General features: G+C 40.0%; 11 protein-coding genes and 1 pseudogene. 5 read left to right on the forward strand and 7 right to left on the reverse strand.

The annotated features are described in order from the left end of the window. Positions 1-78: 78 nt before the first annotated feature. The 5 genes and pseudogenes from PGX00_RS21550 to PGX00_RS21570 form a co-directional block, all read right to left on the reverse strand. Positions 79-744: a helix-turn-helix domain-containing protein gene (locus tag PGX00_RS21550; protein WP_272140443.1), complete on the reverse strand. Its 666-nt coding sequence runs from the start codon at positions 742-744 to the stop codon at positions 79-81. A 456-nt stretch (positions 745-1,200) separates the two neighbouring features. Beyond that, on the reverse strand, positions 1,201-2,754 hold the full coding sequence (locus tag PGX00_RS21555) for an EAL domain-containing protein (RefSeq protein ID WP_272140445.1): 1,554 nt from the start codon (positions 2,752-2,754) through the stop codon (positions 1,201-1,203). A 183-nt stretch (positions 2,755-2,937) separates the two neighbouring features. After that, positions 2,938-5,381 (reverse strand): annotated as a pseudogene (locus PGX00_RS21560) (molybdopterin guanine dinucleotide-containing S/N-oxide reductase). Positions 5,382-5,396: 15 nt separating this feature from the next. Beyond that, on the reverse strand, positions 5,397-6,476 hold the full coding sequence (locus tag PGX00_RS21565; RefSeq protein ID WP_272140970.1) for a NapC/NirT family cytochrome c: 1,080 nt from the start codon (positions 6,474-6,476) through the stop codon (positions 5,397-5,399). A 252-nt stretch (positions 6,477-6,728) separates the two neighbouring features. Further along, positions 6,729-8,420 carry an NAD-dependent malic enzyme gene (locus PGX00_RS21570; RefSeq protein WP_272140447.1) on the reverse strand — a complete coding sequence of 564 codons (1,692 nt, stop codon included), beginning with the start codon at positions 8,418-8,420 and terminating at the stop codon, positions 6,729-6,731. 334 nt (positions 8,421-8,754) lie between these two features. Here PGX00_RS21570 and PGX00_RS21575 point away from each other — a divergent pair, with 334 nt between their 5' ends. The 3 genes from PGX00_RS21575 to PGX00_RS21585 are packed head-to-tail and all read left to right on the forward strand — an operon-like array spanning position 8,755 to position 11,336. Continuing rightward, the gene (locus tag PGX00_RS21575) at positions 8,755-10,182 is read left to right on the forward strand and encodes a protein adenylyltransferase SelO (RefSeq protein ID WP_272140449.1); all 1,428 of its coding nucleotides are present in this window, start codon (positions 8,755-8,757) and stop codon (positions 10,180-10,182) included. Positions 10,183-10,207: 25 nt separating this feature from the next. Beyond that, a complete protein-coding gene (locus PGX00_RS21580) occupies positions 10,208-11,140 on the forward strand; it encodes a M14 family metallopeptidase (protein WP_272140451.1) in 933 nt (310 codons plus the stop codon). Then, a complete protein-coding gene (locus PGX00_RS21585; protein WP_272140453.1) occupies positions 11,127-11,336 on the forward strand; it encodes a hypothetical protein in 210 nt (69 codons plus the stop codon). The genes PGX00_RS21580 and PGX00_RS21585 overlap by 14 nt, the downstream gene beginning before the upstream one ends. Positions 11,337-11,370: 34 nt before the next feature. On the opposite strand, the gene PGX00_RS21590 is transcribed toward PGX00_RS21585, so the two are convergent. Continuing rightward, positions 11,371-11,772, reverse strand: a complete 402-nt coding sequence (locus PGX00_RS21590; RefSeq protein WP_272140455.1) for a YkgJ family cysteine cluster protein — start codon at positions 11,770-11,772, stop codon at positions 11,371-11,373. Positions 11,773-11,982: 210 nt separating this feature from the next. Between PGX00_RS21590 and PGX00_RS21595 the strand changes: the two genes are divergently transcribed. Both PGX00_RS21595 and PGX00_RS21600 read left to right on the forward strand, forming a co-directional pair. Next, complete coding sequence (locus tag PGX00_RS21595) at positions 11,983-12,441, forward strand: GNAT family N-acetyltransferase (protein WP_272140457.1); 459 nt, start codon at positions 11,983-11,985, stop codon at positions 12,439-12,441. Positions 12,442-12,464: 23 nt separating this feature from the next. Further along, positions 12,465-12,956: an HAD family hydrolase gene (locus PGX00_RS21600; RefSeq protein ID WP_272140459.1), complete on the forward strand. Its 492-nt coding sequence runs from the start codon at positions 12,465-12,467 to the stop codon at positions 12,954-12,956. Between the two features lie 12 nt (positions 12,957-12,968). Here PGX00_RS21600 and PGX00_RS21605 read toward each other — a convergent pair whose 3' ends face one another. After that, complete coding sequence (locus PGX00_RS21605; RefSeq protein ID WP_272140972.1) at positions 12,969-13,364, reverse strand: VF530 family protein; 396 nt, start codon at positions 13,362-13,364, stop codon at positions 12,969-12,971. Between the last annotated feature and the right edge of the window lie 254 nt (positions 13,365-13,618).

Consider the following 13,618-nt stretch of genomic DNA (forward strand, 5'->3'; position numbering starts at 1 on the left):
TAAAATAAAATCATAATCTTATACTAGACTACAAAAGATAACGTTCAACTAATAGCGAGCAATTATTGTTAACTCGAATTAATTCAGAACACGCTTAACTTCAGTAGCGACCTTTCCAATGACTGCAATATCATTCTCACTTACGTTTAATGTGGAATTATTAAAAGCGATAGCAATATTGTTTCCTGGTATACGTTGAATTTGGTTTAATGATAGAAAACCGTCGATATTTATCAGATATAATCCGCTTACGGCCTGATTACATGAGGTATCGATAATAAACAGCTGATTGCGATCTTTGACCACCATTAATTTATCATCATTAAAATCGAGAAGTAGCTCTGGATCAAATAATGTTACGTGTCGGTCCACTAATTGCCCATTTTTAAGTTCATAACTTTCTAATATTGCGGGAGTTTTATTATGGGCCAAGGTAGATAGTTCGTTGCCTAAACGATAACTAGTCGAATTTTCTTCTACTTTTAATCTCTCATTGTCGCCATTTGGGATTTGATAGCCCAAAGAGATGTCTTTCATCGGTATGTTAAACGCCAAATGAACTCTAATCATAAGCTCAAATGACGTTCTGTTTTTCATATTCCATGTACTGAACGTTGATGTTGGCACACCTGTTAAGCTTGAAAGCTCCTGAAGGTTTTTGCAACCAAGTAGCATTTTAAGGTTGTTTGTAAAGTCATGGCCCTTTAAGAACGCTTGTTCTGGAATTTTATTACTCTCGCCCATACTGTTTAACTTATTTTCTTGGATAAAGATCTCAAATGGAATTTATATATCTCGTTTGTATTGATTTGTTTCTTGTTGTAAATTCATTTGAGATGTAATATCTCGTTAGTTCTTTGGTTGATGTCGAGCTGCAACTCAGTCAACCACATATAATACAAAGACCAAAAATGATACCATCTTGTAACTCTATCAAATAGTACTAGTTACTACTTTTGTAGTTTCTTGGGTGAACCCCTAACTATTTATAGAAATACTGATTGTGTATCTTCAACATGGAGGAGGCTTTAAATCGAGTGTAAAGGTCGCTATTAAGGATGTAGTGGCTGGTTACGTTAGAACCATGGATGGCGTTAAAAACACCTCTGAATTATTCAACTGTACCACTTGTAGAGAAGATAGTTTCTGTCTTCTCTATTTTTTTATGTGCTAAAGCCATTATGTTAATTCGTATACAAGTTATGTGAGGAATGCTATCAATTCTTCTTGAGGTAGTGGTTTTGAATAGTAGTAACCTTGTATGTAAACAAAACCTAATCGATTTAGAATTTCAAGTTGAGATGCTTCTTCTACACCTTCAACGATTGTTTTCATATTTAATTGGGTCGCTAGTGACATCATTGAATTCAATAGTGGAATTATGGTCGAATCATCGTACAGACTTTTAACAAAAACACGGTCAATTTTTACAAAATCGAAGGGAAACTGCCGTATGAAATCTAATCCTGAATAACCAGTTCCAAAGTCATCTACTGCAAATCTAAAGCCGTGTTTAGATAACTTATCTAGGTGAATCTTGAGAGTGCCTAATTCGTTTTGAGAGAAGTTGTTGTCTTCTGTTATTTCAAGAACGATTTTACTTGCTAGGGTCGGTTGAGTATTAACTAACTCATCTATAAAGGTAACAAATGAAGGCTTAAGTATCACACTACGACTGATGTTTACACTGATATAAACAGAAGATAAGAGTGACGCATTTTCAACTAGGAAGAGAGATACTTTACCTAATACCAGTTTAGTGATGTCTTCAATTAGATTTACTTTTTCAGCTAATGGGATGAATATATCTGGAGAAATATAACCCTGAGAAGGATCTTTCCAGCGTAAAAGTGATTCGCAACCAACAGTATTACCGGATTGGAGGTTCACGATAGGTTGATAGTGCAGCTCAAAGTAGTCGTTAGAAATGGCGAATCGTAATGAGTTTTCTAAACTGTTGTTATTTCTTTTGTTATGGAGGCTTAAAATATAGTAAATAGAGATTAAGCTCGCTAATAGTAGGGGAACCCAACAATAGTGAAAAAACTGAATTATATAATAGTTTAGAGTGGTACTAACGTCTAACGCCAGTGGATACTTGTCAGACTTAACTTTGAATTGAGTCATCCCTTCGTCGAATAACTGCTCGCTTAAATTTCTTGATATTACCTCTATTCTGTAATTTACGGAGCTATCTGACAGCGCTTGGTTAATATGTCGAATAAGATATCGCGGCGGAATGAGAATGCTTAACCCTTGGCCCGTTTCATTTCTGAAAATTAGCGCAATACTTTTAGTACGGCTAAATTTTGTTCTGGTATAGGAGAGAGTGGCATGCGTTGAACTTGTTTCGAGCCTGTTCATTATTGTTTGGTATAAATAAAAAGAGGTGTCTCCATTATTGCTAGTGCAATAAATTTGACCATTTTGGTCGAAAATACCGATTTCTTTTACTCGATCTGAATTGAAGATGCTTTTTCTTAAGTCGGGCAAATTCTCTTTGCATGATCTTCCTGAGCTACTTGGGGTTAATAAATAAGAAAACTGTTCAATGTAGTGATCAAACTGGCTTTCTATTTCTTGCAATAATGTTTGTGTTTTTACTTCAACAATTTTATTTGAAAGCGGTACCACAAACATTAAATAAACGACGATACAAACAAGATATATCTGTAATATTTTTAAACTAGCACTATCTTCTTTGCTAGTTATGGTTCGAGAAGCGATTAACTTTAAAGCTCTAATATCTGGCATCAATGAGTACTAACTTAATGTATTTGTGGCACTTATTGTTTTTACACTAGTCTAATTCGAGCAAAGGAGTCAATGGGTTAACAAGATATATATTATAAAACAAAAACTTGAACGTAATAATGTGATGGCATGTTACGCAACATAATGCGTACTTACCATTAGAGGATAAGTACGCATTGTTTTTTAGCCGTTTTTAACCGGTGTAAATGCGGTTAAGTTTGGTGTTTTACCCGTGTATTTTTCTATTTTTACTAACGAAGAGTTTGCAGCACATCCGTTTGCCAGCCGTGATGTCGGAATATCATTAGTAAGGACATTCGCTCCACCGTTTTTGCACAACTTAGAGTCTCTATCTAAATCGGGCCAGGCACCTTCGTGGATACAAACAGAACCACTTTTAATTCCGTCAGTAACCAACGCCCCCACCAGAACTTGTCCACGTTCATTATAAGCACGAACAAGATCACCGTTTACAATACCACGTTTTTTTGCATCTTCTGTGTTAATGCTTATTGGTTCACGGTTTGCAATTGCGTACTCTTCTCGGATTGAAGCGTAGTTAAATTGACTATGCAGGCGATGGGCTGCGTGTGCTGTCATGAGTTGTAACTCTTCATCTTTAGCCTTTCCAAGCCACTCCGTAGGTTCCAACCAAGTAGGGTGAGGCGGACAATCATCTAAGCCATAACCTTCAATTGTTTTAGAGTAAATTTCAATTTTACCAGAAGGGGTACCTAAAGGGTTCATTACAGGATCCTTACGAAAATCAGCGTGGCGAACAAACTGGGCAGCTTTTTTATTTATTTTCATTTCAATGAGCTGATTAGCATCCCAGAACTGACCAAAGTTAGGCATACGGACTCTTGCTGAACGACCACCTTTCTGTGCGGTTTCATAGAATGATTTTAGCCATTCCATTTCTGACTTACCTTCTGTAAATGCAGCATGACCACCGGGTTTAAGCCTCTCAGCCATATCAGCAAAAACGTCAAAGTCATTGCGCGCTTCAAACTGAGGTGGCACGACTTGCTTCATTGGTATAAGGTGTTGATTGCTATAGTCTCCCGTCATTGTCAAATCATTGCGCTCAAATGAGCTTGTAATCGGCAAGACGATATCAGCGTGTTTGGCGGCAGCAGTCCAATAGATTTCAGATACCACGACAAGTTCGGGTTTTTGCCATGCTTTAATTAGGCGGTTTGTATCTTGGTGGTGAGTAAATGGTGCGCCACCCGCCCACCAGATCATCTTGATGTCAGGAAAGGTAATGTCGTGGCCATTGTGGTGTATTTTTTCCCCGGGTTTTCTAGCGCTTCTACGATGCGTGCAACTGGGAATGCGTTCACTGCACCAGATACCGCCCAATCGTTTCCTGCTGAAGAACCACCACCAATAGATGACGAAATAGCCGGAAGAACACCAGCATCACGTGTTGGGTTTCCACCATTTGAATAGTGGTAAGACAGTCCAAAACCGCCACCAGGTAGCCCGATTTGACCTAACATTGAAGCAAGTGTTGCTAGCATCCAGTGTCGCTGTTCACCATATTGCTGGCGTTGTATTCCCCAGCCACTCATTAACATGGTTCGGTTTTTACTAAAGATATCGGCTAATAATTCGATCTGCTTTTTAGGTACACCCGTAATGTTTGAGGCCCACGCTGCATCTTTGGCGATACCATCTTTTTTACCAAGGAGATATGATTCGAATTTGTCGTAACCTTGAGTATATTTATTAAGAAATACTTTGTCGTGTTTCTTAGTATCAACTAACGAATGGGCGATACCGAGCATTAGCGCAACGTCAGTCATTGGATTAGGGGCAATCCATTGGGCGTTATCTCCGAAAAACTCGATGGTTTCTGAACGCATCGGGTCGATACAGATGACGGTTTTGTTTGATTTTTTAAGTTGATGAAAGAATTCTAGTCCGGATTCATCTGTGGAAGACCAGGCAATTTTAAGCGTATTGATAGGATTCATTCCCCACAAAACGACTACGTCGCTACTTTCAAGTATGACGGGGTGGGTAGTTTGTTGCTCATAAACTTCAATGGAGCCCATTACATGAGGCATAATCACTTGAGACGCACCAGTCGAATAATCGCCAAGATGACCCGAGTAGCCACCGGCCATTCCCATATAGCGTTGAAGCAGGGTTTGGGCTTTATGTAGTACGCCACTTGAACGCCAACCATATGACCCAGCAAAAATAGATTCTGGGCCGTAGTTTTCACGGATTCTCATATGCTGCTCGTGTATCAGGCTGTATGCTTTATCCCAAGTGACTTGGATGTACTCATCATCACCCCGTTGACCCGCTGGTGCTGTTGGATTATCTAAATAGTTTTTACGGACCATTGGATATTTTATACGAGCCTTGGTGTGAACTTGGTCAGGCCCTGTAGATTGCAAGCTGTTCGGTACGGTTTTGGCCAATGCCCCCACTGTAGAAAGCAATTTACCATCTTTAACTTCCGCTAGCATTGCACCCATTCGACCGGCTGTGAGTATGCCTGAACCTTTGGGTTTAGCCATAAGGTGCATCGGAACAAAACTGCTGAAAGCCAGTGAACCAGCCACCATGCTGGAACCTTTTAAAAATCCTCGGCGAGAAAAATCATTCATATCATTGTCCTTTGTTTAATGTCCAACCACATCTTTGGCGTGGCTTTGAAAATATTTAGTGAGTATTTCTAGGTTAAGTTCAGATATATCGGTTCTTTCTCCCATGCCTTTTGCAACAGGGCCCCATGCATTGACTGTAAAATGGTGAGGTTGAATAATGGCGTGGCAGGTAGCGCAATAGACATTATCGAGCTCTTTTGCGTAGTCCCATATCGGCTGAATAGTGTTCAGTAAAGGTGCGTCCGTTTTTGCGGTTAACGTTGCGCTTCGCCAGAAGTTGCCATAATCATCTTCTTGATATTGACCAACATTGAGTTCTGATTGCCCTTTTGATGAAAGGGTCGCAATAACTGCTCGTTGGCCCTTGTCCATATAAAGCACTCGCTCTGCACCTTGCATTTGATAACCCGATATTTGTACCGTTCTTAAACCCGAATCGTTTGAAATAAGACTAAGTTCTACTGTAGGGTTTATGTTGCCAAGGTCACCAATCGAAATGAAATCAATGGGGTATACGGACGTATCGTTAGCTAACGTTTTAGCGGTTAAGTCAATTAGTTGGCTGTAGGCTTCATTGTCCATTTCTGCTTCTGGTGCGAAATGTGCTACACCTTTATGACAGTCGATGCACGTTTGGTTGTTTTCGCTACCGAACTTGTGCATGGTTACAGCACTGTCAGATTGTTCATACGGATCCATGGCAGTAAAATCATGGCAGGAACGACAGGTAGCAGAGTCGTTATCTCGCATTTGATCCCATACAGCTTCCGCCATAGCTAATCGATGTTGCTCGTACTTCTCTTCTGAGTCTATTTTTCCGGTAATAAATTCATGGTAAATATCTTTCGATGCTTTAATTTTTGTGATCATATAATCGATAGGATCAGTTGGTATATGACAATCAGAACATTCAGCCCGAATCCCTTTTGCATTGTTGAAATGCTTGGATCCTTGATATTCTTCATAAGGGATTTGCATAGAGTGACAAGATAAACAGAAAGTAGTGTTAGATGTGGAGTGTAGAATAGAAGCTGTTCCCCCTAGAGTTATCCAACCAATAACTACCCCGATTGTAAGAAATAAAATGAAACGAATTTTTTTGAAAACATAGAAAAGACAAACCTTTTGGTCTTAGATTTAAAGAATTCTATGTACTTCAAAGCAGTATGATATACGTTTCAATAGTTGATTTTTGAAATTGGAATGGTTGTCTTGACTTGTGAGAACAAATTGAATTTCAAGACTCTATAAAGCCGGAAGAGACCTGTTTTAGTGAATGTTGTCTAGCTATTAAATTGAAAAGGCCGCTTCTTAGGAGGCGGCCTTATAGTGACATTTTGTCTCAGATTAGAACGAAGAACGTTTATATGGGCGGTAATCTGGTGTCCAGAAGTTTTCTTTAATTTTTTGCATTATTCTTTCATCAGTGCGCTGAGAAGCGACACCTTGCTCCATAGCTTTTTTAGCAACAGCAAAGGCTATCTTAACTGAAACGTCCCTAATCTCTTCTAGAGGCGGTAACAGAGCGCCACTTCCATGGATCGCAAGTGGCGAACATTCTGCTAAAGCGCGGCTTGATTCCATAAGCATTTCGTCAGTTACGCGTCGAGCACGTGCTGATAATACACCTAATCCAATTCCCGGGAATATATAGCTATTGTTACACTGCGCAATTGGGTAGGTTTTATTATCGATAACAACAGGGTCAAATGGGCTGCCCGTTGCGACAAGTGCTTCTCCGTTTGTCCATCGCAAAATATCTTCTGGTAAGGCTTCAACTCGGCTTGTCGGGTTTGATAATGGGAAAACAATAGGACGTTTACAGTGCTTATGCATCTCAGTAATGATGTCTTCGCTAAATAGGCCAGGAGCACCAGATACACCAATAAGCACGGTTGGTTTTCCGTTCTTCATCACTTCAAAGAGTGAAACGTCATTACCTTCTGTTTCCCAGTCATTGAGGATTTCACGTTTCTGAACGAGTTTTTTCTGGAAATCTAAAAGGTTTGGCATATCGTCCGTTAAAATACCCCAACGGTCGACCATAAATACTTGCGAGCGAGCTTGCTCATCGCTGATCCCTTCAGATACCATTTGAGCAATGATAGCTTCGGCGATACCGCAACCAGCAGACCCAGCGCCCAAAAAGGCGATACGTTGTTCACTTAACTTAGATTTAGCCGCTTTACATGCCGCCAAAAGTGAGCCCACAGAAACAGCCGCAGTACCTTGAATATCATCATTGAAGCAACAGACTTCATCTTTGTACCGTTCAAGCAGAGGCATAGCATTTTTTTGAGCAAAATCTTCAAACTGAATTAACGCTTCTGGCCATCTGCTTTTTACTGCCTGAATAAAATTGTCAACAAACGCGTTATAGTCTTGTTTACTTACTCGCGGGTGACGCCAGCCCATATACATTGGATCTGAAAGTCGTTGCGGGTTGTTTGTGCCAACATCAAGCACAACGGGCAAGCAATAGGCTGGACTGATCCCACCACATGCCGTGTAGAGAGATAACTTACCGATTGGGATACCCATGCCACCAATACCTTGATCCCCTAAACCGAGAATACGTTCACCATCGGTAACCACAATGACTTTGACGTTGTTACGGGAAGCATTGTTAAGCATGTCTTCAATATGTTCGCGGTTCGGGTACGAGATGATGAGTCCACGAGCACGGCGATAAATATTAGAGAAGTTTTCGCATGCCGCACCAACCGTAGGTGTGTAGATAATAGGCATCATCTCGGTAATGTGGTTCTCTACGAGACGGTAAAAAAGAGTCTCGTTTGTGTCTTGAATATTTCGTAAATAGATATGCTTGTCCATATCAGATTCGAAGCTCTGATATTGTAAGTAAGCACGTTCTACTTGTTCTTCGATCGATTCAATCGCTTCAGGGAGTAAACCATCAAGATTAAACAGAGCACGTTCGTCTTTATTAAATGCGTTACCTTTATTGAGCAAAGGTGCTTCTAGTAGAGCACGACCAGCATAAGGGATGTAGAGAGGGCGTTGGCTTTTGTTATTCATTTATAACTCTTATTGGCAGACTTTATTGATGGAAGTAACAGTTGTTACAAAGCGGCGACATTTTATTACATATATGGATAAAAGGTAATCGATTATCCATAAATTAAATGGACGTAATTCGGTTTATTCCTTTTAATAGCGTAAACCTCATTGATTATAGGTCTACATTGGGTTGAAATCACTCTATTGCCTGAGCTTCACTGCATTTTATAGCGCACAGTTAAGGCGTATTTTATCTGGATATTTCGTTAGGCAGGGCTCTTTGATTGTAAACAGACGGTTAATGTGATTCATTATAGGGATAAAATGATTCTCATTTACGGAAATAACTATTGTGAAACTAGAAAATACTTACTATCAGTTAGGCGAAGCATTTCTTCAAGAAATCGAGCCTACCCCCGTTTTGCAACCAGAACTTTTCTTATGGAATGACTCGCTGGCACGTGAGTTAACCATGGGCAGTGAGATAGAGTCTAATGCTGCTTTGTTTTTTTCAGGCAATGAGAAATTAAACGGTTCAATTCCTATCGCGTTAGCTTACGCTGGGCATCAATTCGGTGGATTTAACCCTCAATTGGGTGACGGACGCGCTCATTTACTTGGTGAAGTACAGCTGCAAGGTGGCGATTGGGTTGATATTCAACTCAAAGGCTCAGGTCAAACTAAGTTTTCTCGACGTGGGGATGGTCGCTGCGCGATTAAACCGGCCATTCGAGAATATATCATGAGTGAAGCGATGTTTGCGTTAGGGGTGCCTACAACTCGTACACTGGCCGTTGTAACCACTGGAGAAGAGTTGTATCGAGGGTTATCGGAGCCTGGTGCGGTCGTAACTCGCGTGGCGAAAAGCCATATCAGAGTCGGTACATTTCAATATTTTTCAGCTAAGGGTGACATCGAATCATTAACGAAGCTTCTCGATTACGCGATAGAAAGACATTATCCCTCTATAGATTTACTTAATGATGATCGTGCATTTACTTTTTTAGATGCTGTTATTGATAGCCAAATTAAAACTATTGTGCACTGGATGCGTGTGGGCTTTATTCACGGAGTGATGAATACAGACAATATGACCATATCAGGAGAAACCATTGATTATGGTCCGTGTGCAATGTTAGGGAACTATCATCCTGAGACGGTGTTCAGTTCGATTGATGAGAATGGTCGCTACTGCTTTGGCAATCAGCCTTCAATAATGCAATGGAATATGGCAAGGCTTGCAGAGAGCTTAATACCGTTAATTAAGGGTGAAAAAGATGGGGTGATAAAATCGCTAGAAGACAGGATACTTGGAATTACGGAGAAGTATCTCGCTGCTTTTAATCAAATGATGAATGATAAACTTGGTTTGTTGGATTCAAAAGATAATAGGCTGGTGGATCAGTTTCTTACATTATTGCAAAAGGATAAGCTGGATTATACCCAGTCGTTTATTGAGTTAAGCCATGTTTTAAGTCAAAGTGATGTAACAGTAACGTCCGTAAATAGAGAGTGGGTCTCTAAATGGCTATCCGTCATAAAGGAAGGCGATGTTCAAGAATCATTAGTATTAATGCAAAAAAATAATCCCATTGTTATTCCAAGAAACCATCATGTAGAAAGCATTTTAGAACAGTGTAAAGAGAGCTTACTAAACACTAGCGCACTCAATTACTTAAAAGTCTTGTCATCACCATACATTGAAATTGAACAGACAATGGAATTTCAAGACTTACCAAAAGACAACGATATAAGTTATCAAACATTTTGTGGTACCTAAAGTGTCACTATAAGAGACGAGATTAATGAACGATTTTTATCCTATTGGAATGAAAGGCCAGAAATGGGGCCAAAAAGAGAAGGCGGAATGGCTTGCACAAGTGAGCGTTCAGCGCAGTTACCAAGAAGAAGTGGTGAGTAAAATAATTGCTTTGGCGGATCGCTTCTTAGTCGACCAATATGGCTTGCTGCAATACGGTGATAAATCATTCCCTCTCTATGTTTTAAAAACTATGGAGTGGGATCCGAGTAAACCTACGGTTTTAATTACAGGCGGTGTTCATGGATATGAGACGAGTGGTGTTCAAGGGGCGCTATTGTTCCTAGAAACTGAGGCTCATCGTTATCAAAATAGCTTTAATCTTCTGGCTATTCCATGTGTGAGTCCATGGGGTTATGAAGTAATCAATCGCTGGAACGCCTTAGCGCTTGATCCTAATCGCTCGTTCTATCCCGATAGCCCTGCGCCAGAGTCGGCAAATTTGCTAAAGCTTGTAGATAAATACAACCAATCGATATTGGTACATTTTGACCTCCATGAAACCACAGATAGTGACGAATCTGAATTTCGACGAGCGTTAGCTGCGCGAGAAGGCGAAGAGTATATCCCTGGAGAGATTCCGGATGGTTTTTATACTGTGGGTGATACAGACAACCCGCAATCGGAGTTTCAAAAAGCGGTTATCCAATCGGTTGGTCGAGTGACTCATATTGCTGAGGCGGATAGTAAAGGCGAAATAATTGGTTCACCATTGGAACAAAAGGGTGTGATTAACTACCCAATGAAAAAACTAGGTTTGTGCGGTGGTATTACGAATAGCCAGTATTCAACAACCACAGAGGTATACCCTGATAGTGTAAAAGTGACAGATGATGATTGTAATAAGGCTCAAGTAGCGGCGATAATCGGTGGATTAGATTATGTGGTCGACCGGATGATCAATAATGAATTATCTTAGTTTGAAGCTAGACAAAAAGGCACAAGTTATCGTCAATGACTTGCTCGAGGGCCTAGAAGCGGCTGATGGATGGTATAAGATGACCGCTAGATTAGCAGCACAGATAGATTCAAAACTCACTGAAAGCGATTACGTTGGTAAAGTGGAATGGTTCAGTGATTCGGATTACATTGAAAAAGAGATAGATTACCGTTAACTAAGTGGCACTGATCTGTTGTGCCACGTGTGAATTATGAGTAGCTTGGAGGACGACTGTCTCTCATCAAGAAATCCAATTTCTTTTGAGCCTGTTTGGGTTTCTCCAAGTCTATTGCTTCAATCATTTCACATTCGTCTCTCACCATTTCAGAAATGAGGCTAGGATAATGACGACAATCTTCCGGTCTATCTAAGTAAATACGGCATGTGTATTTACTTTTAACGTCAGGGTTATCGCTGGGCACCCGTTCAAGAAATGGGCATTTATTAAGCCTTTCTCCACTTTCAGGATCGAACCATATCTGGTTGCCTTTGACGTACTCGAAGATGTCTGGGTTGAACAACTCCCATAAATCTATTTCATCTTTTGTTGCTGAGATATCACCATCACCATACTTGATGCAACATTTACCACATGAATTACAATCTTTCATTGTTCGCCAATAAAAAGGATGTTTAATACAATATTGTAGCATTGATGTCGGCTTCACATATTCACATTACTGCTCAGTTGTTTTCGCTGCTTGTTATAAGGATTGCTTGTAATAAAGGTAGGCTATTATAAGGACTGGTTTTAGGCTTCATTTGCGTGTCATTATTAGTTTCTAAGGATGACCTGAAATTACAAAAAGGATACTTTCAATATGGACATTGCTATCGATAATCTAGAAAGCGGTGATGTTATCGAGCTCTTACAAGAGCACATGCAAGATATGCTCGCTACATCTCCTCCTGAAAGCGTGCATGCTCTAAATGTAGAGGCGCTTAAAAACCCTGAAATTACGTTTTTTAGCAGTAGGGAAGATAATCAGTTACTTGGCTGCGTTGCGATAAAAGAGCTTTCAGCTAATCATGCTGAGTTAAAATCGATGCGAACGGTGTCTAGATCTCGAAACAGTGGCGTGGGTTCTAAACTGTTAGAACACGTCCTTACAGTTGCAAAGCATCGAGGTTATAAAAAAATTAGTTTAGAGACCGGATCGATGGATTTCTTTAGGCCCGCAAGGTCGCTTTATAAGAAGTTTGGATTTAGTTATTGTAAGCCTTTTGGAGATTATGAGTACGATCCAAATAGCAAATTCATGGAAATTAATCTGTCTTAATAAAATATAAAGTGAGGCTAAAAATGATGAAAACCTATCTGTTTGATTGGGGGGATACATTGATGGTCGACTTCCCCCAGGCTCTAGGGAAAATGTGTGACTGGCAGATTGTTGAAGCGGTTGAAGGAGCAAAAGAGACCTTGGCATTTCTCTCACAAAAAACACCTATTTATATCGCTACTAACGCTGTTGATTCGAGTGAAAGGGAGATCCAATTGGCATTCGAACGAGTAGGACTAGCACAATATATTACCGGATATTTTTGCAAAGCTAATTTAGGGGTGGGTAAAGAGTCGTCAGATTATTTTATCGCGATATTGGAAAAACTAAAGTTAGGCAGCGGGCAGATTATTATGGTTGGTGACACTTTAGATAAAGATATATTACCCGCACAAAAACTTGGGATAGAGGTAATTTGGTTTAATAAAGAAGCGAAGCCTCATCAATGCGAGGCTTCGATAACTCAAATTTGTGAATTAACTGAGTTGTGTCGACTATTCGAGCGTAGCGAATGAGGTAATACTCATTTATCGACGAGACTTTCTTCCTGCTGCTTTGGCTGCTTTATAGGACGATGCCGCTTTAGCTTGAGAGTCCAAAATAGATTCAACGGTGAGTTTCATCGGCTCTCTTGGAGTAATTCCAACGGCATAAGTTCTCATGCGCGGCGGTATTTCTCTTTCTGCTTCAGTTGGTCTCGGCATTCTTTTATATCGATTTAGATAAAACGCCTCTAACTTTTCTCTCGCCCATTCTGACTTGCGCAGGTATTTCACACTGCTCGCAATAGACGGATTGGTGTGAAAACAGTTAAACCGCATTGCTGTATCTAATATGTCCCATCCATAAAAATCAACGAGTTCTTTAACCATCTCTTCTAATTTTAGGCCATGAAGTGGGTTGTTTTGCTGTTCTTCTAACATTAGGTTGCCTTCAATGCGGTTTGAAAAATTGAAATGTACTTGTGTTTCTACCGGTGTAGTTTGAATAGATTTCGCCATAGTTACAACTTTAATTTTAAGGTTAATAAGCGAAACGTTTACATTATTTTCGAATCAGTGTTCAGAGTTAAGACAGAACGGTATTGAAATTGTTATTTATTAGCCGTTATAATTGCGACAACATTTCTATCGGAGCTAACGCCATAATGAACAACTGATACCTGATATCCAATTTA

Source organism: Vibrio algarum (assembly GCF_028204155.1).
Lineage (GTDB): Bacteria > Pseudomonadota > Gammaproteobacteria > Enterobacterales > Vibrionaceae > Vibrio > Vibrio algarum.